Source organism: Streptomyces sp. ACA25 (assembly GCF_028200735.1).
GTDB lineage: Bacteria > Actinomycetota > Actinomycetes > Streptomycetales > Streptomycetaceae > Streptomyces.
The window spans coordinates 223,064-245,875 of the sequence record NZ_JAQKPV010000005.1; the positions used below are offsets into that span (position 1 = coordinate 223,064).

Below are 22,812 nucleotides of genomic sequence, written 5' to 3' on the forward strand. Positions count from 1 at the left end.
CCGGGGCGCTCCCGGTTTGTCCGGTCCTCGGTCACCGGTCCGATCCCGGGCCCCCGATCCCGGGTGATGGGATCAGGCGGTGGCTTGCGACTGCGAGCCGGACCTGGTGGGCTGCTGCGGTGCGGTGCGGATGCCGAACAGCGAGCCGGCGGCGGCTGCGAGCTCGGCCGAGCACCGGACCGACGTCCCGCCCGGGATGCCCATCCGGCGCAGCGCCCCGGCGAAGACGTCCTCCACCAGCGCCAGGCGCCAGCTCAGCTCACCGGACCGGACCGGGTCGTGCGAGGGGCGGTTGGCCAGCAGGGTCAGCAGTTCGTCACATGCCTTCTGCACTTCGGCCAGCGCCTGCCACTCGTTCGACGGACGGGCGCCGGGTTCGGCGGCGGCGGACGGCAGGTCGAGGTCGAGGGAAAGCTCGTAGTGCAGCCCGGCGTACCAGCCGGCCAGCGAGCCGCTCAGGTCGGCCTGCACACCGCGGAGGAAGGTCAGCAGGGCGGATCCGGCCTGCGCCCGGTTCACCGGGGGCGGGGGACGGCGGCCGGGCGCCGGGGGGCGCCGCTCGCCGGAGTCTCCCAGGTACATCCGGAGGGAGGCGGGGAGCTCCCCGTCGTCCTGGCCGTCCTCGGGCGGCGGCGGGGGCGCCAGCTGCGCCCGGACGGGGGCGAGGCCGCGGACTGCTTGTTCAACTGCCGCCTGGCAGGCGTGATCGGTGGGCACGAGGCAGTCACCGCTCCTTTCCCGTGCGCGGCCTCGTCTGCGGGGGCGGCGTCGGTCGCGCGGTTGGGCTCTCCGAGTGGACGTACCGTACTCTCCGCGTGCAGAAGCAGGGGAGGGGTCTGCACCGATCGAAAGCCTTCTGTGGCCTACTGCCCGGTTCGAGGGGCCGACCGGCTCCGGCCGCAGATCAGCGCCGTCCGGCGGAGGCGCGCGGCAGGGGGAGCCGCGCGGCGGCGTTTCACCGAAGGCCCGCCCGGGTGCCTTTTCCCGGGACGTGAAAAGGCCGGACGATCTCGTCTTCGTCCCTCCGGCCACTTCCGTGCTGTTGCGCCCCGGCTTTCCTCCTGAGTCACGGAGGCAATAGCCCGCAATGGCCGAAAATACGTTCTAGGCAATGCATCCGATTGCGGCAAGAATTCATTCGTGCTCGGAGGGTCATCGAATTTCCCTGAGTTCTGCACGGTCCACTCGCCCCTACGGGGCCACCCGTCCTCTTGGAGGAGACTGAGTGAGAACCACGCACATCACAGCCCGCGCCGGTGTGGCACGGCGCTTACGGACCGCCGCGGCGGCCGTGGGCCTGCTGGCACTGCTGGCGGCGTTCGCGCCGAATGCCGTCGCTGCCGAATCCGACCAGACGTTCAGCGCCTCCCAGCTCAGGACAGCGAGTGACGCGGTCCTCGACGCCGATGTCGCCGGCACGGCCTGGAGCATCGACGAGGAGTCGGGACAGGTCACCGTCCTGGCCGACGAGCGGGTGTCCAAGGCGGACATCGCAAAGATCAGGAGCACCGCCGGCGCACTGGCCGGTGCGATCACGGTCGAGAACGTGGATGGCGCCTTCCAGACGCACCTGCTGGGCGGTGACCCGATCTACTCCGACAGCGGCTCGCGCTGCTCACTCGGCTTCAACGTCGTGGTCAGGGGCGTCTACGCCTTCGTCACCGCAGGTCACTGCACCAGCGGTACGACGCGCTGGCACAACGGCAGCAGCTGGATCGGCGAGACCTGGCACACGTACTTTCCCGGCCGTGACCACGGCCTCGTCCGGCACGTCCCGCAGGTGGCGCACCCGAGTGCGGTGCGGCTGCCCGGTGGCCAACAGGCCATCACTTCCGTGGGCAATGCGATGGTCGGGCAGGCAGCCTGCCGCGTTGGCAGTACCACGGGCCTGCGCTGCGGTTCGGTCACTGCCCTCAACCAGAGCGTGAACTACGGCAATGGGTTCATCGTGCACGGACTCATCCGCACCAACATCTGTGCCGAACCCGGAGACAGCGGCGGGCCGTTGTTCGCCGGAAACGTCGGTCTCGGCATTCTGTCGGGCGGCAGTGGCAACTGCTCCGTCGGCGGCACGACCTTCTATGAGCCGCTTACGCGGATCATGTCGTACTACGGAGCGACCCTCTCATGACGCTCGCCCCGTGCTCCCGCGGGGCCATCGGCCGCTGGGTGTCGTCATCCGGCGGAGTATCGCGGCAGGGAATCCGTGCGGTGACCGGTCACAGGGGTCACCCGTCCTTTCGGAGGAGATTGAGTGAGTACCTCACGCATCACAGCCCGCACCGGGGTGGCTCGGCGCTTACGGACCGCGGCTGCGGCCGTGGGCCTGCTGGCCCTGTTGGCGGCGTTCGCGCCGAATGCCGTCGCTGCCGAATCCGACCAGACGTTCAGCGCCTCCCAGCTCAAGACAGCGAGTGACGCGGTCCTCGACGCCGATGTCGCCGGCACGGCGTGGAACATCGACGAGGAGTCGGGACAGGTCACCGTCCTGGCCGACGAGCGGGTGTCCAAGGCGGACATCGCAAAGATCAGGAGCACCGCCGGATCGCTGTCCCGGGCGATCACCGTGGAGCGTGTCGACGGTGAGTTCACGAAGCTCATGCGGGGCGGGGACGCGATTTACGCGGACCTCGGCTGGCGCTGTTCGCTGGGATTCAATGTGCGCTCGGGCAGCACGCACTTCTTCCTCACCGCCGGCCACTGCACGGAGGACCCCTACGGGCCCACTCCGCCCTATCCGCACTGGCACAACGGCTCTGCCTGGATCGGCACCACGGAGCACTCGTACTTCCCGGTGCGGGACCACGGTCTCGTCCGGTACAACCCGCAGGTTTCCCACCCGAGCGCGGTGAACCTGTACAGCGGCACGCGGGCGATCACCTCCGTGGGCGCTGCCTCGGTCGGGCAGGCCATCTGCCGCAGCGGCAGCACCACCGGCCAGCGCTGCGGTACGGTCACCGCCCTGAACCAGAGCGTGAACTACGGCGGCGGTGACATCGTCCATGGACTCATCCGCACCAACGCGTGTGCCGAAGGCGGCGACAGCGGTGGGCCGATGTACGCCGGAAACGTCGGTCTCGGCATGACCTCGGGCGGCAGTGGCAACTGCTCTGTCGGCGGCACGACCTTCTTCGAGCCGCTTCCGCGGGCCATGACGTACTACGGGGTGGTCCTCAACACCTGACGTCACCCCGGCAGGCCCTTCTCGTTCCCGCCCCGGGCGCCCGGGGCGGGAACACCCCGTCCAGTGGGTCGCCGTTCGCCCGGTCACCGGCGAGCCGTGGTCCTCATCGGGACTCCGGGGGCGGGAGGAAGCCGGAGAGCACTGTGCGGATTCCCGGCTCCGGATCGAAGTCCGCCCGCTCCATGGTGACCCGGTGCAGCATCAGCCCGTCGAGATAGTCCATGAGCACCTCGCAGTGCTCCTCCGGCGCCGGTGACCCCAGCTCCCGCAGCCACCGCGCGCCCCAGTGGGTCAGCGAGGCGTTGGCGCGGGCCAGCGGCTCACGTACGGCCGGCCGGGCGATGCCCTCCAGGAGGAGGGCGTACCGCGCGGTGAGCCGGGTGCGTCCCGGGCCGAGGAAGTGCCGCACGGTCCGGGCGACAGCCGCGGCCAGCTCGTCCGGCCCGGCCGGGGCGGGCTGTCCGCCGAACGCCTCCCAGTCCCGGCGGTCCAGGGCTTCGAGATGCGCCACGACGCCCTGCACCAGGGAGTCACGGCTCCGGAAGTGGTTGCTGGTGGTGCCGGCCGGCACCCCCGCCGCGGTGTCGACTGCCCGGTAGGTCAGGCGGCGCAGCCCGCCGGAGCCCACCACCTCGACGGCCGCGTCCAGTACCTCGTCCCGCCTGCCCGTCATCCGTTCCGCCTTCCACCTGCCGGCTCCGTCGTCCGTCCCATCCTGTCCCGTCTGCGTTTCGTGCCGTTCCCTGCACACCCTTCCCGTCTACTACGAACGTAGTACTCTGGGGTTCATGGACAGGACAGCGCTCGTCATCGGTGCCGGAATAGGTGGCCTCGCCGCCGCGGGGCACCTGCACCGCAACGGCTGGGAGGTCGAGGTGCGCGAGCGGGCGCCCGCACTGCCCGCGACCGGAACGGCCCTCAGCCTGTGGCCCGGCGCGCTTCGGGCCCTCGACCTCCTCGGCCTCGGCGCGACGGTCCGGGACCTGGCCCGGGCCCAGAGCCGCGGCGTCTTCCTGCGCTCCGACGGCCACCGGATCGCCACCGTCGATCTCGACGGCCTCCGGCGCCGCACCGGGGACCCGGTGTACCTGCTCTCCCGCCCGGCCCTGCTCCGCACCCTGGCCGCCCCCTTGTTCGGCAGTGGCGTTCTCCGCTTCGGTGAAGCCGTCACCCCCGCCGTCCAGGACCGCACCGGCCACGCACCGGTTGGCGCATCCGGTGACGCATCCGATGACACCTCCCGGCACGACGTGGTCATCGTCGCCGACGGACTCCACAGCCGCTTCCGCACCGCTCTGTTCGGCGAGGCCCACCGCCCCCGCCACGCCGGCGTCACCTGCTGGCGCGGCGCCGTCGACGGTGACACCGACACGTTCACCGAGACCTGGGGGCACGCGGCCCGCTTCGGAGTGACCCCGCAGGAACAGGGCCGCACCAATTGGTTCGCGTGTGCCCGCGCCCCGGAGCGCGCGACCGCGCGCGGAGGTGACCTCGCCGCCCTGCATGCCTGCTTCGGCCACTGGCACCCCGGCGTGCGCCACGTCCTGGACCGCCTCGACGAGACCGGCGGGGCCGGCCTGCTGCGCCACGACCTGTACGACCTGGCCGTGCCGTTGCCCCGCTACGTCCGCGGGCGCACCGCCCTGATCGGTGACGCCGCCCACGCCATGACCCCCGACCTGGGCCGGGGCGCCTGCGAGGCGATCGTCGACGGCGTCACGCTGGCGCGGGAGCTCACCTCGCGGACCCGGGTCGAGGACGCGTTGGCCGCGTACGACGCGCAGCGCCGCCGGCCGACCCAGCGGCTCGCGCGAACCGCCCGTCTGATGCGCCGGTCCGTGCACACCCCCGGCGCCGCCCCCCTGCGGAACTCGGCCACCCGCCTCGCCGTCGCCCTCGGCCGTCCGCCCGCCTGACGAGCACCACCCGCACACACAGCGGCGGTGGCCGGGCCGCGGTTGCTCCCCAAGGAGCAGCGCGGCCCGGCCACCGCCGGTGAAACGGTGCGGCGGGGGTCAGCCCTTGGTGGCGCCGCCGGTGAGGCCGCTGGCCAGGTGGCGTTCGGCCAGGGCGTAGAAGGCGAGCGCCGGCACCATCGCCATGACGAGATAGGCGAGGATGCGGGCGGTGTCCGAGGCGTACTGCCCCTGGAACTGCTGCACGCCCAGCGGGATCGTCCACCACTGTGGATCGGTGAAGACCACCAGGGGGAGGAAGAAGTTGTTCCAGCTGGCGACGATCGCCAGCACCGACACCGTCGCGAGGGCCGGACGGGCCATGGGCAGCAGGACCCGCCAGAAGAAGCTGTACGAGGTGCAGCCGTCGAGGACCGCCGCTTCCTCCACCTCGCGCGGGATCTCCCGGAAGAAGCCCCGCAGGATGATGATCGTGATCGGCAGCCCGAAGGCGGCCTGCGGAAGGATCACCCCGAGCGGGTTGTCCAGCAGCCCGATCGTGCGCAGCAGCACGAACAGCGGCAGGATCGCCACCGCGAACGGGAACATCAGGCCGACGGTGAAGAAGGCGAACATCACTTCCCGGCCGCGGAAGGCGAACCGGGCGAAGACGAACGCCGCCATCGACCCGACGGAGGCGATGAGGAAGGTGGTGGCCAGTGCGATGAAGAGGCTGTTGAACAGGTGCCGCCAGAAGGTGCCTGAGGTGAGCACCTCGGTGTAGTTCTCGGTTCGCCACGGCGAGGGCATACCGAAGGGGTTGCCGCCGAGCTGGGAGGTGTCCTTGAAGCCGCCGAGCAGCGCGAACAGGAGCGGTCCGAGGACGACGATCGCCAGTCCGATCGCCAGCGCGTGCATGGAGACGCCACGCAGGACCTTACGGCCGGTCATTTCTGGCCTCCCATGGTGGTGATGGCGCCTTCGGTGTCGCGACGCATCACGAAGCGCAGATAGAGCAGGGCGAAGACCATGCTGATCAGGAACATCGCCACACTGATCGCACTCGCGTAACCGATCTGGTAGCGCTGGAAGCCGTAGTCGAACATCGTGACGGCCAGGGTTTCGGAGGCGTGCACCGGCCCGCCGCGGGTGAGGATCCACACCAGGTCGAAGAGCTGGATCGTGCCGATCACCGACAGGAAGGCGCTGATGCGGATGGTCGGCCCGAGGAGCGGCAGCGTGATGTAGCGGAACTGCGTCCACGAGCTGGCGCCGTCGATGGAGGCGGCCTCGCCGAGCTCCTTGGGAATGCTCTGCCGGCCGGCGAGGTACAGGATGGTGTGGAAGCCGAAGAACTTCCAGCTGATCACGAAGAACAGCGCCATCAGGACGGTGTCGGGATCGGCGAGCCAAGCACGTTCCAGGGACTCCAGCCCGACGGACCGCAGCAGGAAGTTGACCAGCCCTGAATCCGGCGAGAGCAGCATGGTGAACAGCACCGCGGTGATCACTTCGGAGAGCACGTACGGCGCGAAGAACAGCAGCCGGTAGATCGCTCTCCCGCGCATCTGCTGGTTGAGCAGCAGCGCCAGGGCCAGCGACAGCGGCAGCTGGATCACCAGCGACAGCACGATCAGGATCGCCCCGCGCCGCAGGTCGCCGAGGAAGACGCTGTCGTTGAGCAGCTGGGTGAAGTTGTCCAGACCGACGAAGTCGGTCGGCAGCCCGCCGAGACCGTTCCACTTGAAGACGCTGAAGTACATCGCCAGGGCGACCGGCACGATGACCAGCAGCCCGTACAGCAGAAGCGCCGGAGTGAGGAACACGGTCCGGGTGATCATGGTCTTGCGGCGGCGCTGTTCCTTGGTGCGCGTTTGCCGCCGACTGTGCCGCGGAGGGGCGTCCCGCCCGTCCGCCGGCGGCTCGTCGGTCAGCACCGGAGTTGTCATGTGCAGTGGCTCCGCTTCGGGATCGGCCGGGGTAGCTGCGGCCGGGATGACAGGAGGTGGGCCAGGGACGGATTCGGTGAGCACCCGTGCGCGGCCCGGAGCGGCGGAAGTGGACCGCGCCGGGACGGGTTCGGGTCCCGTCCCGGCGCGGCCCGGCTCATTGCCGTCAGCCTTCGGACTTCGCGGTGTCCGAGATGGCCTGGTTGGCCTCCTCAGGGGTGGCGACACCCGCGAGGAGCTCGGCCACGCTGTCGTTCACCTGGGCGCCGACCGCCGGCGGGTAGGCCTGGTCCAGGTAGAGCTGGAATCCGGTCGCCTCGGACATGGCGTCGGCCACCGCCTTGAGGTGCTCGTCACCGACCAGGTCCACGGCCTCGTCCATCACCGGAAGCCCGGCACCGGACTCGACCAGCTTGCCGTGCTGTTCGGCCTGGGAGATGAAGAGCAGGAAGTCCACGGCCTCGTCCGGAGCGTCCGCGCCCATGGCGAAACCGTTGCCGCCGCCGAGCACCTCGTCGAGGCTGCCCTTGCCGCCCTCGACCTCGGGGAAGGTGAAGAAGCCGAGGTCGTCACCGAGACCGTCGGAGGTGTCCGCCTGGACGGACGGTGCCCACTGGCCCATCAGCTCCATGGCGGCCCTGCCGCCGCCCACGGCTGCGGCCTGACCGTCGGGGGTCGAGTAGTCGGCACCGAGGAAGCCGGACTGGAAGGGATCCAGGTCCGCGAGCTCCTGGAGCCGCTCACCTGCCTCGACGAAGCCGGGCCCGGTGAAGTCGTGGGTGGTCTCGGCCTCCTTGAGCGATTCGATACCGCCGATCCGCATGGCCAGGTAGGACCAGTAGAAGTGGCCCGGCCACTTCTCCTTGCCCGCCAGGGCGATGGGAGTGGTCCCGGACTCCTTGAGCGCCTCGACAGTGTCGAGGAACCCGCTCCAGGTGGTGGGCGGCTCGTCGATGCCCGCGTCGGCGAAGAGCGCCTTGTTGTACCAGAAGCCCACCATGCCGGCGTCCACCGGTATGCCGTAGGCGACATCGTCGACCTTGTAGGGCGAGATGGCGGCCGTGGTGAAGGTCTCCAGGGCGGGTGCTGCCACCGTGCTGAGGTCGGCGACCAGGCCGGCTTCGACCTGCTGGCTCAGTACCCCGCCTCCCCAGGTGGAGAAGATGTCCGGGACGTCACCGGACGCGGTGAGCGTGGTCATCTTGGACTTGAAGGCTTCGTTCTCCATCGAGGTGATCTTGACGGTCACCCCGGGGTTCTCCGCCTCGAAGTCCTTCGCCCACTGCTCATAGACGGACTTCGTGGGCTCAGCGGTACCGATGTGCCACCAGTCGATGGTGACCTTCCCGTCCGCGGAGGAACCTGAGTCCTCCCCCCCGCAGGCACTGAGGAGGAGCGCGGAAGCCGCGAGTGCCACCACACTTCGCCGACGAAAAGACATGATCCTGCCCCTTTGCACGATGGCGAAACTTTCGGCGAGTTACCGAAATTTGTAGGCGAACTGTAGGGAGATCGCGGCAGGCACGTCAACGGATCGGACAGGAAGCCTGGTCACGGTAGGGATACGGTCTTCAAACCTGCAGGTGAAAGACGCTCACGCCTTCCGGCCCCCGAGGTGGTCAATGCGGCTCATGTACCTCTTCGTATGATTCAGGCCCTTCGCGCCCATTCACCTGATCGGCCCGCCTTCTCCCCGCCGGAGCTCCGCCGGAGCCCGGCCGTCCGGTTGCCCGCGTGACTGCCCGCCGGGCTGCCTGCGGGACTGCCCGAAGAGCTGCCCGTGGCCCCGTCCGCCCGTCCGCCCGTCCCGCCCGTCCCGTCCGCGCCGTCCGCGCCGTCCGGCTGCGCGGGGGTCCCGGGCGCAGCCGGTGTGCTCGGGGCGACGGGCCGCCGGTCGGAGGGTGCTCGCTCGGTGGAAGGGCCCCGCTCGGTGGGGGAGGTGGATTCCAGCCGGTCTTCCCACTTTCCGTTCCCCTCCCGGCGGCGTTGTGTCATGCTCCAGGAGCAGAGAGTGAGAACCGCCCCGCGGTCTCACCCGGCACACGGCCCCGCGGTCTCCCCGCCACAAGTCGGCTGCCGCTCCGCATCACTCGACCCACGCTCGCCGGAAGGTTTTCGCCGCGTGCCCGACACAGGCAACGCCCGCCCGCCCCGCTTCCTCGTGCGGAGGCGGTGACGCCTCAGAGGTAAGCCCACCCCGAACGCCTGCCGTGCCCGGGGAGCGCCCGCCGGGGACGTGGCGCTGCCGCCGGATCCGGCGGACCGTCAGCGCGACCCTCGCCGGACCGCGGGCAGCCATCGGGCTGAACCCCTCTCCGCCTCCGCCCCACCGCCTCCCCGCCGGTGCCGGACCTCACCGGGCCCTGTAGTGCGCGCTTCCCCGCGTCACGCCTCCCGGGCCCGGGCCGGCCGCTCGCTCTCTTCCGGGCCATGCCCCGGAAAGGGCGGCGCGTCGCGGGTGTCCGCCCGGCAGCTCACTGCCGGGCGGACACCCGGGATGGGCACCGCCCGTCACCCCCGTCGGCCTCCTGCCGCCTCGCTCAGTGGCGTCTCAGTGGCGGCGGCGGACGCGGCTCACCCGTCGCATCAGGCCCGTTCCCGAACCCGTTCCCGAACTCCCACCCAGGGCCGGCTCCCGGTGCTCCACCCCTGCCCCCGGGCGGGCCGGCCGGGAGGACCGCACCGCCAGGGGAGCGGGCGCGTCCCCGAGCGCGGCAACGGGCACCACCAACGGCCGGGCGGACACCGAGTAGAGCGCCTGCGCGTCCGTCCCGGTCACGCTGATCCGCCGGCCGGAGGTCAGACTCAGCAACTCCCGCTCCTGCGCCGCGTCGTCCTCCAGCCACCCCCGGAACACCGCGCCCGGGTGGGAGTCCTCCGGGGGCACGGCCCGCAGACAGTCCATCGGCAGCGGCGACTGCCCCGGACGCGGATCCAGGGCACCGGCCAGCCGGGCGGACTGCGCACGCATCCACCGGACGGCGAGACGCGGCGACCCCGCCCACGTCTGGCCCAAGCAGATGTCCTGCCCGCTCACCAGCGGATGCACCGTGAACTCACACCAGTACCCGCTCTCCCGCACGGTCACCGCCACCCTCCCGGCGAGGGGGCGGGCCCGGGTAAGAACACCGCCCTGGCTACGGAACACCGCGACAGCACTGGGGGAAGATCGGCGGACACGCGGGGAACATCGGCGGAGGGGAGGAATGCGGTCGTCCGGCAGCGTTGCTGAGGATTGCTGATCACCTTTTCAGCCTGCCGTGCCGCAGCTCGTCCGGGGAGGGCTCCTACCCCGCGCACGCGATGCACGCCGCAGTAACCGCCGCCCGCCCCGGCGCACTGTCCCGCCTCCCCGTCGCAGGTGGACGGGAACGGGCGCGAATCCACGTCAAGAACGGCCTCGGCGACGTGGAAATGCGCCCGCTGCGCGGCCGCCCGGGTAGCGGTCATCGGGGTGGGGCGGGGTCAGCGGGGTGGAGGAGGCCGTCGGTGCGGAGCGGCCTCAGCCGGTCGTCCCGGCTTGCCGCGTTCGCCTCGGCGACCGCGGCGCTCAACCGCTCGCCGGTCGTCGCCGGACGGACCCGGGCAGGGTCCGCGTCCCACTCCAGGCCGCCCCGCAGCGGACGCAGCTGCAGATGACGACCGCCCTGGCGGTCCATCAGCCGCCCGACCCGGCCGGACTGCTCGTCCACCACCACAGTGCCGACCGGCAGGGCGGGCAGCAGTACCGTGGCCTGGTGCGCTGCCGGCTCGGGTGTCACCTCAATAAGCGCGTCCGACAGCATCTTTGATGGGCCATCAGTGGCAGGCGCCCTCCGTTCTGACTCCAGCCGTGGCGGCTCCGGCGTTGCGTCGCTGCCGGTCACCGGTTGACCGCCCTGCGCAGCGCCGCCGCCAGGGTGCGCGCGGTGTCGGCGTCGCAGCCTCCCAGTTCGACGAGCGGACGGGACCCGGGGTGCTCGGAGCACGAAGCGAGGTCCACGCCCAGTGACGGGAGGCGGACCCCGATGCCGCTCAGGGCGGCGTGCAGTTCGATCGCGGCTTCGGCCGAGGTGGCCATCGCGTGGGTGACGGTCACCTCTGCGGGAGAGTGGGGGAGCATGCGTGCGCCTTTCGCTGGGGAGGGGCGGGCGACGAGCAGAACGGGCCCGCGCCGTCGCCTTCGGTCACTGATCACACCCCGAGCGTGACGGGTGGGGCGCGCCCCGGGGAGGGTGTCCGACCCAGCAACAGCCTTGTGCTCACCACCGGGCTCCCGGCACCGCGTCCCGATTCCTCGTCCCGCAGCGCGGTGTGTGTGCGTTCCCGCCCCCGGAGCAGGCCGACATGGGGGAGTGTTCGCTGAGCACGAAGCTCCCCCCGTCCGCTACGGGGACACGGGAAGTCATGGGTGGCATGGGTGTCCTCGCGGGGTCATGCCCAGGTGAGGCGTTGCCCGTCGGGTCCGACGTGCAGCCGCATACGGTCGACCGACGGGCGTCCGTCCGCCTGCCACTGTGCGAGGCGCTCGGTGATCTCGTCCCACAGGCGCGCCGCGCCACCCTGCCGCACCATCCACCGTGCGCCGTCTCGGAAGACGACTGCCCACGTCTCGGCCTCCACGTCGATCACGAGGTGTTCCGTCCGGCCGTCACGTTCCAGCGTGAGCCGCTGTGCGCGCGGCGCGGCGAACTGTGCGAGGAACCGGGCCGTCCAGTCGTCGAGCACATCCGCGCCCAGCTCGGAGAGCAGGGCCGTGGCGTAGCCGGGGGTCTGCACGAAGCCGGGTATCACGTCCGAGGAGTGGACACGGAACTGACGAGTGCGTTCGTATAGCGGGACATACGACTCCTGCAGGCGGCGCAGGCCGGTGTGTTGCTTGCGTCGCCACTCCACGTACATCGACTCGGCGGTGCGGGAGGAGGCGATCAGATCGGCGGCTTGGTCCTGCGCTCCGCAGGCGTCGGCCCAGGCGCGGATGTCAGCGTCCGAAGGCCGCGTTCTCGATGCGAGACGACTTCGCCTTGTGCCAGCCGCACTGCACAGCCACCAGTCCTGTGAGGCCGGCATCCAGACGCAGTTCCTTCGGCCGTGCAGCGACGGTGCATCAAGTGGCGTGACGACCCCCCGCAGGACAGGTATGGCGGTTACGGGCGCATCGTAGCGAACGAGGCGGAGCGCACCCCGCACAGTCGATGATGGCGATTGTGGGATCAACGACGGTCTGGTCTCCTCGTCTCCCCGTTCGATGCCAACCCCGGGATGTGACAGGGCGGTGGCGGCAGCGGGGTGGTCACTCGTTGTGATGGATTGTGGTGTTCGGGTGAGGAAGATGGTGGGAGTGTGGGGTGGGATGGGGTTCCGGTGGGTGACGTGTCGACGTTGGGGTGGTGGTGGTTGTGACGCAGCCGAAGCAGCTTGATCCGTATCTGTCTCCTCGTGCTTTCTACGGTGCTGAGTTGCGGCGGCTGCGGGAGGAGGTGGGGTTGTCGCAGCAGGAGTTGGGGGAGCGGGTGTTCTGTTCGGGGACGTATGTCGGGCAGTTCGAGTCGGCGGTGCGGCGTCCGCAGGTGGATCTGTCGCGGCAGTTCGATGAGGTGCTGGAGAGCGGGAAGCACTTTCTGCGGTTGTGCAAGCTGGCGCGGGCGTCGAAGCACCCGGACTACTTCGCGGACGCGGCGGAGCTGGAGAAGCTGGCCAGGACGATCAGCGAGTACGCCCCGATGCTGGTGCCGGGGCTGTTGCAGACGGATGCGTACGCGCGGGCGTTGACGCGGGCGACATTGCCGTTGGCATCGGAGGAGGAGGTCGAGGAGCACGTCCGGGCTCGCATGGATCGGCAGCAACTCCTTGACGGCACAACACGGCCGCAGTTGTGGGCAGTCCTGCACGAGACCGTGCTGCGGGTTCCGATGGGTGGCCCCGCAGTGATGCGGGAGCAGTTGCTGCATATCGCTGATCAGGCGCGGAAACGCCGCGTGTTGGTACAGGTGCTTCCGTTTGCGGCGGCCATGGATGCCTCTTTGAACAGCATGGCGTCTCTCATGACCTTCGAGGACGCGCCACCGGTTGTATACGCGGAGAGCACGCATACCGGTCAGCTGGTTGAAGACCTGGCGTTGGTCGCGCGTTACCAGAGGTCATACGATCTGGTGAGGGCCGCCGCTCTTTCGCCGAGGGCGTCCCTCGCCCTGATCGAATCGGCAGTGAAGGATCTCCCGAAATCATGATCACGATGCTCGAACTGCGCGCCACTAGCTGGCGGAAGTCGTCCTACAGCAACGGCGAGGGAGGCAGCTGCCTGGAGGTGGCGGATGGCTTTTCCGGCGTCGTGCCTGTTCGTGACAGTAAGGCTCCGGAGGGGGCGGCGTTGGTGCTTCCGGCTGCTGGTTGGGGTTCCTTCGTGTCTGCCGTCAAGGCTGGAGCCCTGTAGGCAGACACGAAGGCAGGGTCGTCACGTCGTGGCCTGGGGGGACCATTCGTTGGCGAAGGTCTCCATCTGGCGGATGGCTGCCCGCTCCTCCTCGGGCGGGTAGTCGTATCTCGCGAGCAGGCGGCGGATGACCGTGCGGAGCTTTGCGCGCACGGGCTCGCGGGAGAGCCAGTCAACGCTGAGTTCCTTGCGGATGGTGGTCACCAGGGCGCGGGCGATCTCCGCGAGTTTGTCGTCGCCGCCCTCTATGGCTTCGGTGATGCCGCGCTGGGCCACGGCTCGTAGAACGCCAGCTCGGCATGGTCGAGCGGCGGGTCAAAGCGTTCCCCGCACCGGGCGTCGGCGGAGACCTCCTCTTGGCCATGGCGACCAGCTCGGCGATGACCTCGGCGCTGGTGAGCTGCTGCCGCACGTAGCGGGACATGAGGTCTTCCAGCCGTGCGGAGAAGCTCTTCTGCCGGACGATGTTGTGCCGGGTGATGTCCCGCATCGTCTTCTCGATCAGTCGGCGCAGTGCCTCCGCCGCCAGGTGCGGGGTCTCGGACTCCTGGAGTCACCGAGGATGTTCGTCGTTGAGGCGGGACAGGTCGAGCTGCCCTATAGCCGCCTTGGCGTACAGGTCGGTGATCTCTTCGGCGTCGACGGCTGAGGCCGCCAGCTGGGCAAGGTAGAGGTTGATCTCGGCAGGCCGCCGGCAGGCCGCCGGCTTCGCGGTCCGCGGCGTCGAGCTTCACCACCCAGACGCGTACCTCCCGGAAGAATCGGAGAGCAGGCACAGGACGTTGTAGCGGAAGGCGAGCGGGAATTCGTCCAGGTAGGTCTGAAGTTGGGCGCGGGCGTCCTGGACGGCCGCGTGGTTGTCGGAGGCGCTCTTCAGCGCGATGACATCGGTGACCGAGAGTGACATGCCTGTGGCGGGTACCCCGGGTAGGCGTGGTCATTACCAGGGGCGGGTGATGATGTTGGTGTCGAGGGTGACCGAGCCGTTGATGGTCATGGCCTGTCCCTGGATGGTTACGCCGGCGTTCACGGTGATGGATGTCAGGGCCAGGATCCTTCCCGCGAAGGTGGTGTCGGTGCCAAGAGTGGCTGAGCTTCCGATTTGCCAGATCACGTTCCTGGCCATGGCGCCGTTGATGAGGCGCACGCTGCTGGCCGTTGCCGTGGTCAACGTGGATCCGATCTGGAAAACCCATTCGGCGTTGCGGTCGCCCTGGGCGTCCAGTGTGAGCGTGGTGGCGAGACCGAGGGAAGTGGGGGCGTTGTAGACGCCGGGAGTCAGCGTCAGGCCGCCGAGATCTCCGGCAAGGCCGGCGTCCGGGAGCTGGGCGACGGCAGTGTCGTAGGTGGCAATGACATCGGCGTGAGCCTGAAGGGCGTCGGCGTCAGCGATGTGGATGGAACCGTGAACCTGACCGGGCGGAAATCCGGTGACGGACGTTCCCGGACTCACCCCGAGATCCCCGGTGACCTCGGAGGGACCGGTGTTGGTGACCGACACGCCGCCCAGCACCGCGAAGCGTCCCAGATAGGTGTACGCGTCCGCAGCGGTCACGGTGCCGCCGAGAGTGACCACGGAGACGTCGACCGGGCCGAGTTCTCCCGCTGGGAGTAGGGCGTGGATCTCCGTATCGGAGGCGACCCGCCAGGACAGGACGGGCGTGCCACCGAAGGTGACGACAGTGGTGTAGGAGAACGCGGTTCCGGTGAGGACGACGAGATTGCCACCGTCCACCAACCCTTTGTCCGTGGTGACAGCAGTGATGGACGGCGAGTCGAGATAGGTGTAGACGACCCCACCGGCGGTTCCGCCCCTGGTTCGTACAGTGATCGTCACCGGACCCGCAGATGCAGCTGCAGGGACGGTGACGGTGAGTTGACCGTCGGAGTCGACGGTGAAGGCGGCGGCCTGCGCACCGAAGAAGACCTCGTACGTGGTGTAGAGGCCGAGTCCTGTGAGGGTCGCCGTGTTGCCGCCGGCTATGGGGCCGGCGGGAGGCGGAAGGAGGCGGAAGGAGGGTGGCGGCAGGTAGTAGAAGCTTCCGACGACGCCCGTTCCGCCGGCGGTGGTGACCGAGACCGGAACGGCGCCGTGACCGGAGGGGGTGACGGTGGCGATGGTGGAGTCGCTGAGGACCGTGAAACTCGCAGCCCGGCGGGAGCCGTAGAGCACGTTGGTGGTGCCGGTGAAATGGCTACCGGTGAGCGTCACTGCGTCGCCCCCACCAGTGGACCCTTGGTTCGGTATGACCGTCATGGGGCGCTCCCTGAGTCTGTCGGCCGCTCGGGCAGGATGCGCCGTCGGCCGGTCCCTGCACCGATGGCCGCAGCGGTTCTCCCCTTCGGAGTAGCCCACTGGTCCACGAACATGACAAGAGTTGAAGGCATATGTCACCCGAATGAGGTACGTGTTCGCAGGCGCGTATCCAGCCGACACCGTGTGCCGCGCGGCGACTGCGCGGTCAGGTGAGTACCAGCCCCGCCTCGCACACTCGGTCTGGGCTGCGTGGTTCACCAAGCCCGCACGATCTTCTTCCCGCGGTGCGCCATTGGTTGCTGACGGGTGGCGTGCTGGCCTTCTCTTATCCCCCGGCGATCGAAGGCCGCCGCCGAGAGGCCGCAGGGCATGTATGGGTGCGGGTTCACCGGCAAGGCCACGCTTCTGCGGTGGCACTGCTAGCTACACCCCCGAGACGTGGACCGGCATTCTCCTGAGTGACGGCTTGATGAACGTGCGGGCGAGGTGATCGCAGCGCTGCAACCGGGCCACATCGGCACTCACGCTGCTCGTCCAGGCGACAGCCGCTCCTGAGCCACGACTGAGAGGTGGCGTGCGCGTCCCGAGCCCTACCCCATCGCACATCTCTTCTCCGTTGCTGGAGTTCGTGTCGTGTGAGGACGAGTGGGTGGGCTTTTCGCGGCCCGGTCTGTGGGGTGCGCGGGGGCGTGCGGGGTTCGAGGTGGGAGTGCGTGACCGGGGTTGTGTCACTCGTTGTAGGCAAGTGTGTCGCGTGGGTGGGGTGGCGGGGTGGGGGTGAGGTGGAATGGGGTTCCGGTGGGTGCCGTGTCGACGTAGGGGTGGTGGTGGCTGTGACACAGCCGAAGCAGCTTGATCCGTATGTGTCCGCTCGTGCTTTCTACGGTGCGGAGTTGAGGCGGATGCGGGAGGAGGCGGGTTGGTCGCAGGCGGAGTTGGGGGAGCGGGTGTTCTGTTCGGGGACGTATGTGGGGCAGTTCGAGTCGGCGGTGCGGCGGCCTCAGCTGGATCTGTCGCGGCAGTTCGATGAAGTGCTGGAGAGCGGGAAGCACTTTCTGCGGCTGTGCAAGCTGGCGCGGGCGTCGAAGCATCCGGACTACTTCGCGGACGCGGCGGAGCTGGAGAAGCTGGCCAGGACGATCAGCGCCCCCGATGCTGGTGCCGGGGCTGTTGCAGACGGATGCGTACGCGCGGGCGTTGACGCGGGCGACATTGCCGTTGGCATCGGGAGGAGGAGGTCGAGGAGCACGTCCGGGCTCGCATGGATCGGCAGCAACTCCTTGACGGCGCAACACGGCCGCAGTTGTGGGCAGTCCTGCACGAGACCGTGCTGCGGGTTCCGATGGGTGGCCCCGCAGTGATGCGGGAGCAGTTGCTGCATATCGCTGATCAGGCGCGGAAACGCCGCGTGTTGGTGCAGGTGCTTCCCTTCACAGCTGCCGCGAATGCCGTGCTGAACGGCATGGCCTCTCTGATGACGTTCAGTGATGCCCCACCAGCTGTATACACAGAAGGCGCTGGCACAGGGCAGCTCATCGAAGAGCCATCGCTGGTCGACCAGTGCCAGAGGTCATACGATCTGGTCCGGGCCGCTTCGCTGTCACCGGCGGCGTCCATGACCCTGCTCGAATCAGCGGCTGAGGAATACTCAACACCATGACCAGTACAGAGAACTTGAGCACCGCAGCGTGGCGCAAGTCGTCTTACAGCGATGGCCAAGGAGGCAGCTGCCTGGAGGTTGCGGATGGCTTCTCCGGCGTCGTGCCTGTTCGTGACAGTAAGGCTCCGGAGGGGGCGGCGTTGGTGCTTCCGGCTGCTGGTTGGGGTTCCTTCGTGTCTGCTGTCAAGGCTGGAGCCCTGTAGGCAGACACGAAGGCAGGGTCGTCACGTCGTGGCCTGGGGGGACCATTCGTTGGTGCGCAGATCTCCTGCGTCGCGCAGACGAATATCGCCTTGCCCGGACCGCCGATCCGCGGGCGCATCAGCTCCGAGCGCCGCTCCCAGTGCGTCACCAGGTCCTCGGTCAGCGTCCTTATGCGGTCCGGGGCGCCGTAGACGCTGGTCATCGTGGCGGCGCGCTGCACGGCACGGCGACGCTCCGCGTCGTCCAGCCCGGCGGTCAGCGCGTCCGCCTCATCGTCCAGCGCCGTCGGGTCCACGTCCGGGGGAAGGGACACCGGGATCAGGCGCGGCTCGTGGTAGACGCGGACGGTGCCTCGTCGTCCACGGCACGCTTGAGGTCGTAGACGTCGATGTAGTCCTTGCCCGCGCCGAACACCTCGCGGGTGTTGGCGTCGGGGCCTTGGAGATCGGCGTGCCGGTGAAGGCGATCAGCGTGGCGTGGGGCAGGGCGCCCCGCAGGTGCCGTGCGTAGCCGGTGAGGCTGCCGTAGGGCTGCGATGTGCCTCGTCCACGATGACGATGATGTTCCGCCGGTCGGACAGCAGCGGGTGATGGGCTCCGGACTCCTTCTCGTCCTGCGTCTTCCCGAGCTGCTGGAGAGTGGTGAACAGAATGCCGCCGGTGCGGACGATGGTCAGCTTCTCGCGGAGTTCCTTCCGGGTCTGCACATGACGGGGCGTCTGGCCCAGGAGCAACTGACTTTCCAGAAAGGTGTTGTACAGCCGATCGTCCAGGTCGTTGCGGTCGGTGACGACCACAACGGTCGGGTTGTTGAGTGCGGGATGCCGGGATGCCGGGATGCCAGCGCGCTGGTGCACACCATCTCCTCGGACTTGCCGGACCCTTGCGTGTGCCAAACGACGCCGGCCTGCGGGCCCCGGGTGAAAGAGCTGCTGTCGTTGCTCGACAACCCGGTCTCGGCCGCACGGGCGGCCGAACTGCTGGACACCTGGCTCAGTCTCCAGACCCAGGAGGCCGAGGCGGCAGCCGGTCACCATCCGACGGGAAGGGAACCGACCCGGCCGTGAGCGGGGAACTGGTGCGGGACGCCCCGCTTGCCTGACCGCTGCGCGGGTGGCCGGACAGGGGTCAGCGGGGCGGGGGCAGGAGGTGGGGGAGGCCGTCGGCGCGGAGCGGCCTCAGCCGGTCGTCCCGGCTTGCCGCGTTCGCCTCGGCGACCGGTGCGCTCAACGGCTCAGCGGTCGTCGGTGACCACCCGGTAGCGGTGGTACTTCTCCTGGCCTTCCCGAGTTGCCCGGTCCCGCAGGCCCCCGGAGCATCGACGTGTCGGGACTTCTCCTTTCCCGTCCCGTCACAGCCCGACAGCATCTGGAGCAGCAACGTGGACAAGTCCTCACTCCTCGCGATCGAGTCAGTCGTCGGCGGTGGAAGGGCCGTCATGGTGGGGGAGGACGCCGTCGTGGTGGCCGCGGTGCAGGACGCGGTCAAGTCCGGCCGGACCGCCACGTTCTACCTGACGCGCCGGCAGTTCACGGCGGTGAACACCTGGTACTGGACCCCGCAGGTCATCAGGAGCGTGGGCCTGGAGCCGGTGTCCTACGAGGAGAAGGCCCGGGTTCGGGCCGAGCTGGGAATCGAGGACACCAAGCTCTCCTACTCGAACCGCATCGAGTGCCAGTGCGGCCAGGTGTACGGCGCGTTCGAGTTCCTCCAGCAGGGGATCCGGGAGCACGGCCGCGAGACGGTGCAGGCCGTGTTCAACCTGGAGGACTCACCTGTTCTGCGCGTCAACCCTCGGCAGGAGGCGGTCTGCCCCGAGTGCCTGCAGATTCTCCGGGCACCGCACTACTACTGCTACTGGGGCTACGGGTGCTGCCGGGAAGTGGTGATGGCCTGAGGTCCCCGCGCAGGCAGCAGCGTGCGCGGGGACACCGTGCTCGTCAGCCCTGCGACTACCGAATGGACCATGCCGGGACGGCAGGCCGACTGACCTCGCGACGCAGGCGCTCCAAGTCCGGTCCTGCGGCCGTGGTCTTCGGCTGGTACCTCTCGGACTCGTTCTGCCGCACGTCGAGAAACAGTTTCAGCGTGTCGTAGATCGCCGCATACTGGTCGCCCTGGCCGGAGAGGCCGCGCAGCGTGCTGAAAAGTACGGGCACGTACGTGAATACTGCGTTGAATTGCTCACGTTTTTCTGCCACTTGGCGCTCCACCCGCTCGATGGCTACCGCGCGGCTGCACCCCGTCTCGTGACGGATCGCCCTGACCAGGTTGTAGGGGACCTGGTCCGCCTCGTCCTGGTCCACTCCCGTCAGGTCGTTCTCGGCGAAAATGACGAAGAATCCGAGATCCTCAAGACGTCGGACCATGCGGTGGCTGCGCACCGCCGGCGGCATCTCCCGGTCCTGCACGATCTCCGAGCAGGCCAGACCGATCTCGAATCCACCGGTCGACTTCCGCAGCGGCAGGTAGTCCGCTGTTGAGGGGATGTAGCCGCTGATGCGGTGGTGTGCCTCACGCTCGCAGGCATGGGCCCATTCCTCGATGTTGGCGAGCAATGTCTCCTGCCATCGCGCTGTCCTGCCTTTGCACAGGCGTGGCCACAACTGCGCCCAGGACGCCGTGAGCGCACCGTGCGTCCAGGGTGTGCCCGGGTCCTGGCGCACAGTCGCCACCAGGCCTTCCCTCAGGGCGGTGACGGCTTGCGGGTCCGTCAGCTGCGGATCCTCGAACAGGTCGTCCCACAGAGCGAGCAGCGTGGCCAAGGCTGCGCTGGTCTGCTTCCTCTCGAGGAGGCCGTCGTCGCTGCCGTCGGCGCCGGCAGCCCCGGCCGCCACCTGGGGAAGGCCACGTTCAATCAGGGACAGGGTGCCTGCCAGCCGGTGGTGGTCGGCCTCGGCCCGGGGTGGCGGCGATGCCGGTGTCCACGAGCCAGCCCTTCAGCCACCGCGTGACGTGCTGAGCTTGTGCGCTGTCCTGGGGCTGGGGTGCCTGCCGGACCTGAGGCGGAATGGCCGCAGGGCGGGACGCAGTGGGCCGGTCGAGTACAGCCCTGGCGTAGGCAGTCAGCGCATCGAGAGCACGGGGGTGATCGGTAAGGTGGGAGAGCTGCTCAGCGGCCTTGGCCATGTGTGCGTCGGCCACTGCCTGTGCCTCCTGCACGGCCCCGGAGGCGACAACGAGGTCCCGGGCACGGGCGGCTTCTTCCCGTGTCATCTCCTTGCCAAGCAGGCGACCCAGGTCGCGGTCGCGGGAAGCCGCGCGGATCACTGGGAGGGTGTAGACACCCTCGGCCAGATCCGTGTTGACGGGCTTGCCCAACTCCTCGGCCGTCGAAGTCAGATCGATAATGTCGTCGCGCAATTGATAGGCGTGCCCGAATTCCCAGCCGAATCCGGCCAGCGCTTCCTCCCGGCCCTTCTGCTGATCGCCGCCCCCGTTCGCCTGCATCGCCCCCAGCCGACAGGCCGAGGCGAACAGCTGCGCCGTCTTGCCACCGATCGCGTCGAGGTAGGCCTGCTCGCTGCGCGAGGCCATGTACAGGTCGGCCGCCTCCATCACCATGCCGGCGCAAAGCCGTTCGCCGCCCCTCGTTCCCTCGATGACTTCGCGCTGACCAAGCTGCGCCAGCATGCCCAGGCCCGTGAGCCATACGCAGTCGCCGGCGAGGATGGCGAGTTGTTCACCCCATAGCCGGTTCGCGCTGGGACGGCCCCGGCGCTCGTGAGCGTGGTCCACGACGTCATCGTGGTAGAGCGACCCCAGGTGCACCAGCTCGACAGCTGCGGCGGCAAGCACCGCCCGGTCATCGGCAGGCGCCGAAGGATCGGTGAGAACGTAGTACGAGAGCAGGGCAAGGGTGGGACGGACCAGGCCTCGGGACGTGCCGGGCCCTTCCTGCGTGAGCGCGTCGAGGTCGGGCCGACCCTGGATGCGCACCGGCTTGAGAGCGTCCCGGACTCTGTCCAGGTCTGCCTCCAGGAAAGGGAAGACGGTGCAATCAATCCCGGATGGTGGCATATCGCGCTCCTGACGCTGGTCGGTGTTCAACGCGCGGGAGACAACTGACATGGAGCAGCGGATGCCGCAGCACCCGCTCCCCTCATGACCACCCCACGCCTCGCATCAGGAAACAGGCGCTGGTCGAAGTATGCGGGCAGGCCTGAGCTAAACCACCGAATCGTATGAACTGGCCCTCCAGCCCCGGGCCAGGGCGCCGGCACGCGCGCGGGGCCGTTTCCGAGCCCTCGCCGGGGTCTCGGACGAAACTGTGGCCGACCCGGGAGTGGTTCATGGGCGGCGGCCGTGATCGGCGGCGTAGGCGGTGAAGACCTCACGGGTCGGGGCACCGGAGTGGAGGAAGTACTGGTCGAGGACGCCGCCGAGGTCGTCCAGGGCTTCGTTCAGTACGGCGGAGGCGAGCCGCACATCGGCTCGCGGGGACTCCTGACCCTGCTCCGCCAAATCGGCCGCGTAGCCGAGGACAGAGGCCAGGGAGGCACTGTCCGGGCCGTCGTGGAAGTAGTACGTCTCGGAGTACTGGGAGAGGTCGACACGGACCTGGAGCACCGCGGTCGTCAGGCTGTCCAGCATGGTGGCCGCGGCAGGGGAGTCGAGGCGTGCGAGCTGTCCGTCGGCGCCGGCTGTGCGGAGCGCGGCCAGCCGGGCGGCCAGGGTGCGCCGACGTTGCAGAGCGGGCGTGATCTGCGAGACCCAGGAGACGGACGCCGAAAGCAGGGCGAAGCCGATGAGGGCCTGGAGCGGTGTCACGGCGCGCAACCAGGCGTCGTCAGGGACGATGTCGCCGAAACCGAGGGTCGCCACCACGACGAGGGACAGGTAGAGGGCGTCGAGTGCGTCCAGCCGTTCACTGGGGTTCAGGCCCGGGTCGAAGGAGAACGCTCCGGGGAGGAACGGCCAGTAGACGAGCGCCCAGCCGAGCACGAGCAGGACGGTCCAGAGGACGATGACCAGCACGGTGCCGGCCGGCCCTGCCGTGCCGATCAGCTTGCCGCGCGCGTCGATGCGGCGGAACATGCGCCAGATCACCCGGATCACCCGTTCGCTGAGCGCACCGTGGCCGAACGGATGCCAGAGCGTGTGGAATATGTCCCGCAGTGCGAGGAGTATCAGCCCAGCGCCCACGACCGAGATCCACCAGTGCATTGCTTCTCCTGTTCGGCGTCGCCGGACATCCCCACCCGCGAGCCTACGAGCACCCTCGCGGCCCGGGTGCGTGACAGGCCCGGGGC

26 protein-coding genes and 1 pseudogene are annotated in these 22,812 nt (G+C 69.1%); 10 read left to right on the forward strand and 17 right to left on the reverse strand.

Annotated features, from left to right (window positions below; translation table 11 throughout):
• Positions 1-72: 72 nt before the first annotated feature.
• On the reverse strand, positions 73-717 hold the full coding sequence (locus PJ985_RS11030) for a hypothetical protein (RefSeq protein ID WP_271683478.1): 645 nt from the start codon (positions 715-717) through the stop codon (positions 73-75).
• Positions 718-1,225: 508 nt separating this feature from the next.
• Here PJ985_RS11030 and PJ985_RS11035 point away from each other — a divergent pair.
• Positions 1,226-2,131 (forward strand): S1 family peptidase, encoded by a 906-nt coding sequence (locus tag PJ985_RS11035; RefSeq protein ID WP_271683479.1) that lies wholly within the window; start codon positions 1,226-1,228, stop codon positions 2,129-2,131.
• A 123-nt stretch (positions 2,132-2,254) separates the two neighbouring features.
• Positions 2,255-3,184: a S1 family peptidase gene (locus PJ985_RS11040; protein ID WP_271683480.1), complete on the forward strand. Its 930-nt coding sequence runs from the start codon at positions 2,255-2,257 to the stop codon at positions 3,182-3,184.
• Between the two features lie 103 nt (positions 3,185-3,287).
• Here the strand turns inward: PJ985_RS11040 and PJ985_RS11045 are convergent, their stop codons facing one another.
• On the reverse strand, positions 3,288-3,857 hold the full coding sequence (locus PJ985_RS11045) for a TetR/AcrR family transcriptional regulator (RefSeq protein WP_271683481.1): 570 nt from the start codon (positions 3,855-3,857) through the stop codon (positions 3,288-3,290).
• A gap of 115 nt (positions 3,858-3,972) precedes the next feature.
• Here PJ985_RS11045 and PJ985_RS11050 point away from each other — a divergent pair, with 115 nt between their 5' ends.
• Complete coding sequence (locus tag PJ985_RS11050; RefSeq protein WP_271683482.1) at positions 3,973-5,100, forward strand: FAD-dependent monooxygenase; 1,128 nt, start codon at positions 3,973-3,975, stop codon at positions 5,098-5,100.
• 99 nt (positions 5,101-5,199) lie between these two features.
• On the opposite strand, the gene PJ985_RS11055 is transcribed toward PJ985_RS11050, so the two are convergent.
• From PJ985_RS11055 to PJ985_RS23335, 7 genes and pseudogenes are all read right to left on the reverse strand, one after another.
• Entirely contained in the window at positions 5,200-6,030 is an 831-nt protein-coding gene (locus PJ985_RS11055; protein WP_271683483.1) for a carbohydrate ABC transporter permease, read from the reverse strand.
• The gene (locus PJ985_RS11060; protein ID WP_443033454.1) at positions 6,027-7,028 is read right to left on the reverse strand and encodes a carbohydrate ABC transporter permease; all 1,002 of its coding nucleotides are present in this window, start codon (positions 7,026-7,028) and stop codon (positions 6,027-6,029) included. The genes PJ985_RS11055 and PJ985_RS11060 overlap by 4 nt, the downstream gene beginning before the upstream one ends.
• Positions 7,029-7,194: 166 nt before the next feature.
• Positions 7,195-8,469: an extracellular solute-binding protein gene (locus PJ985_RS11065; RefSeq protein WP_271683484.1), complete on the reverse strand. Its 1,275-nt coding sequence runs from the start codon at positions 8,467-8,469 to the stop codon at positions 7,195-7,197.
• A 1,110-nt stretch (positions 8,470-9,579) separates the two neighbouring features.
• The gene (locus tag PJ985_RS11070) at positions 9,580-10,116 is read right to left on the reverse strand and encodes a hypothetical protein (RefSeq protein ID WP_271683485.1); all 537 of its coding nucleotides are present in this window, start codon (positions 10,114-10,116) and stop codon (positions 9,580-9,582) included.
• Positions 10,117-10,474: 358 nt separating this feature from the next.
• On the reverse strand, positions 10,475-10,789 hold the full coding sequence (locus tag PJ985_RS11075) for a hypothetical protein (protein WP_443033455.1): 315 nt from the start codon (positions 10,787-10,789) through the stop codon (positions 10,475-10,477).
• A 101-nt stretch (positions 10,790-10,890) separates the two neighbouring features.
• Positions 10,891-11,130 carry a hypothetical protein gene (locus tag PJ985_RS11080; RefSeq protein ID WP_271683486.1) on the reverse strand — a complete coding sequence of 80 codons (240 nt, stop codon included), beginning with the start codon at positions 11,128-11,130 and terminating at the stop codon, positions 10,891-10,893.
• Between the two features lie 311 nt (positions 11,131-11,441).
• Positions 11,442-12,108, reverse strand: a pseudogene (locus PJ985_RS23335) (Scr1 family TA system antitoxin-like transcriptional regulator); the annotation flags it as partial.
• Between the two features lie 298 nt (positions 12,109-12,406).
• Between PJ985_RS23335 and PJ985_RS11090 the strand changes: the two are divergent.
• Together PJ985_RS11090 and PJ985_RS11095 are read left to right on the forward strand one after the other, a co-directional pair.
• The gene (locus PJ985_RS11090) at positions 12,407-13,237 is read left to right on the forward strand and encodes a helix-turn-helix domain-containing protein (RefSeq protein WP_271683487.1); all 831 of its coding nucleotides are present in this window, start codon (positions 12,407-12,409) and stop codon (positions 13,235-13,237) included.
• On the forward strand, positions 13,234-13,440 hold the full coding sequence (locus PJ985_RS11095; protein WP_271683488.1) for a DUF397 domain-containing protein: 207 nt from the start codon (positions 13,234-13,236) through the stop codon (positions 13,438-13,440). Before PJ985_RS11090 ends, PJ985_RS11095 begins: the two co-directional genes overlap by 4 nt.
• A 21-nt stretch (positions 13,441-13,461) precedes the next feature.
• Here PJ985_RS11095 and PJ985_RS11100 read toward each other — a convergent pair whose 3' ends face one another.
• The 4 genes from PJ985_RS11100 to PJ985_RS11115 form a co-directional block, all read right to left on the reverse strand.
• Positions 13,462-13,716: a type I restriction enzyme endonuclease domain-containing protein gene (locus PJ985_RS11100; RefSeq protein ID WP_271683489.1), complete on the reverse strand. Its 255-nt coding sequence runs from the start codon at positions 13,714-13,716 to the stop codon at positions 13,462-13,464.
• On the reverse strand, positions 13,613-13,930 hold the full coding sequence (locus tag PJ985_RS11105; RefSeq protein ID WP_271683490.1) for a type I restriction enzyme endonuclease domain-containing protein: 318 nt from the start codon (positions 13,928-13,930) through the stop codon (positions 13,613-13,615). The genes PJ985_RS11100 and PJ985_RS11105 overlap by 104 nt, the downstream gene beginning before the upstream one ends.
• Positions 13,931-14,170: 240 nt before the next feature.
• Positions 14,171-14,347, reverse strand: a complete 177-nt coding sequence (locus PJ985_RS11110) for a hypothetical protein (protein ID WP_271683491.1) — start codon at positions 14,345-14,347, stop codon at positions 14,171-14,173.
• 33 nt (positions 14,348-14,380) lie between these two features.
• Positions 14,381-15,697 (reverse strand): ice-binding family protein, encoded by a 1,317-nt coding sequence (locus tag PJ985_RS11115; RefSeq protein ID WP_271683492.1) that lies wholly within the window; start codon positions 15,695-15,697, stop codon positions 14,381-14,383.
• Between the two features lie 713 nt (positions 15,698-16,410).
• Here PJ985_RS11115 and PJ985_RS23455 point away from each other — a divergent pair.
• From PJ985_RS23455 to PJ985_RS11125, 3 genes are read left to right on the forward strand one after another with little or no spacing between them, the layout of a single operon-like run.
• The gene (locus tag PJ985_RS23455) at positions 16,411-17,058 is read left to right on the forward strand and encodes a helix-turn-helix domain-containing protein (protein ID WP_443033456.1); all 648 of its coding nucleotides are present in this window, start codon (positions 16,411-16,413) and stop codon (positions 17,056-17,058) included.
• Positions 16,959-17,357 carry a DUF5753 domain-containing protein gene (locus tag PJ985_RS23350; RefSeq protein WP_333909844.1) on the forward strand — a complete coding sequence of 133 codons (399 nt, stop codon included), beginning with the start codon at positions 16,959-16,961 and terminating at the stop codon, positions 17,355-17,357. Before PJ985_RS23455 ends, PJ985_RS23350 begins: the two co-directional genes overlap by 100 nt.
• Positions 17,354-17,560, forward strand: a complete 207-nt coding sequence (locus tag PJ985_RS11125) for a DUF397 domain-containing protein (protein WP_271683493.1) — start codon at positions 17,354-17,356, stop codon at positions 17,558-17,560. Before PJ985_RS23350 ends, PJ985_RS11125 begins: the two co-directional genes overlap by 4 nt.
• Before the next feature lie 467 nt (positions 17,561-18,027).
• Here PJ985_RS11125 and PJ985_RS11130 read toward each other — a convergent pair whose 3' ends face one another.
• Positions 18,028-18,417 (reverse strand): DEAD/DEAH box helicase family protein, encoded by a 390-nt coding sequence (locus PJ985_RS11130; RefSeq protein ID WP_271683494.1) that lies wholly within the window; start codon positions 18,415-18,417, stop codon positions 18,028-18,030.
• 30 nt (positions 18,418-18,447) lie between these two features.
• Here PJ985_RS11130 and PJ985_RS11135 point away from each other — a divergent pair, with 30 nt between their 5' ends.
• Positions 18,448-18,627 (forward strand): hypothetical protein, encoded by a 180-nt coding sequence (locus tag PJ985_RS11135; RefSeq protein WP_271683559.1) that lies wholly within the window; start codon positions 18,448-18,450, stop codon positions 18,625-18,627.
• Positions 18,628-18,941: 314 nt separating this feature from the next.
• On the forward strand, positions 18,942-19,457 hold the full coding sequence (locus tag PJ985_RS11140; protein ID WP_271683495.1) for a hypothetical protein: 516 nt from the start codon (positions 18,942-18,944) through the stop codon (positions 19,455-19,457).
• A 55-nt stretch (positions 19,458-19,512) separates the two neighbouring features.
• Here the strand turns inward: PJ985_RS11140 and PJ985_RS11145 are convergent, their stop codons facing one another.
• The 3 genes from PJ985_RS11145 to PJ985_RS11155 form a co-directional block, all read right to left on the reverse strand.
• A complete protein-coding gene (locus PJ985_RS11145; protein ID WP_271683496.1) occupies positions 19,513-20,397 on the reverse strand; it encodes a terpene synthase family protein in 885 nt (294 codons plus the stop codon).
• A 16-nt stretch (positions 20,398-20,413) separates the two neighbouring features.
• Positions 20,414-21,610 carry a polyprenyl synthetase family protein gene (locus PJ985_RS11150; RefSeq protein ID WP_271683497.1) on the reverse strand — a complete coding sequence of 399 codons (1,197 nt, stop codon included), beginning with the start codon at positions 21,608-21,610 and terminating at the stop codon, positions 20,414-20,416.
• A 240-nt stretch (positions 21,611-21,850) separates the two neighbouring features.
• Complete coding sequence (locus tag PJ985_RS11155; RefSeq protein ID WP_271683498.1) at positions 21,851-22,726, reverse strand: potassium channel family protein; 876 nt, start codon at positions 22,724-22,726, stop codon at positions 21,851-21,853.
• Positions 22,727-22,812: the final 86 nt, after the last annotated feature.

What these genes read in the sequence shown, in the direction of transcription:
- PJ985_RS11045 (WP_271683481.1), bottom strand. Translation starts at nt 3,857, where the DNA reads ATGACGGGCAGGCGGGACGAGGTACTGGACGCGGCCGTCGAGGTGGTG.
- PJ985_RS11050 (WP_271683482.1), top strand. Translation starts at nt 3,973, where the DNA reads ATGGACAGGACAGCGCTCGTCATCGGTGCCGGAATAGGTGGCCTCGCC.
- PJ985_RS11055 (WP_271683483.1), bottom strand. Translation starts at nt 6,030, where the DNA reads ATGACCGGCCGTAAGGTCCTGCGTGGCGTCTCCATGCACGCGCTGGCG.
- PJ985_RS11060 (WP_443033454.1), bottom strand. Translation starts at nt 7,028, where the DNA reads ATGACAACTCCGGTGCTGACCGACGAGCCGCCGGCGGACGGGCGGGAC.
- PJ985_RS11065 (WP_271683484.1), bottom strand. Translation starts at nt 8,469, where the DNA reads ATGTCTTTTCGTCGGCGAAGTGTGGTGGCACTCGCGGCTTCCGCGCTC.
- PJ985_RS11080 (WP_271683486.1), bottom strand. Translation starts at nt 11,130, where the DNA reads ATGCTCCCCCACTCTCCCGCAGAGGTGACCGTCACCCACGCGATGGCC.
- PJ985_RS11095 (WP_271683488.1), top strand. Translation starts at nt 13,234, where the DNA reads ATGATCACGATGCTCGAACTGCGCGCCACTAGCTGGCGGAAGTCGTCC.
- PJ985_RS11105 (WP_271683490.1), bottom strand. Translation starts at nt 13,930, where the DNA reads ATGCGGGACATCACCCGGCACAACATCGTCCGGCAGAAGAGCTTCTCC.
- PJ985_RS11110 (WP_271683491.1), bottom strand. Translation starts at nt 14,347, where the DNA reads ATGTCACTCTCGGTCACCGATGTCATCGCGCTGAAGAGCGCCTCCGAC.
- PJ985_RS11115 (WP_271683492.1), bottom strand. Translation starts at nt 15,697, where the DNA reads ATGACGGTCATACCGAACCAAGGGTCCACTGGTGGGGGCGACGCAGTG.
- PJ985_RS23350 (WP_333909844.1), top strand. Translation starts at nt 16,959, where the DNA reads ATGGATCGGCAGCAACTCCTTGACGGCGCAACACGGCCGCAGTTGTGG.
- PJ985_RS11125 (WP_271683493.1), top strand. Translation starts at nt 17,354, where the DNA reads ATGACCAGTACAGAGAACTTGAGCACCGCAGCGTGGCGCAAGTCGTCT.
- PJ985_RS11155 (WP_271683498.1), bottom strand. Translation starts at nt 22,726, where the DNA reads ATGCACTGGTGGATCTCGGTCGTGGGCGCTGGGCTGATACTCCTCGCA.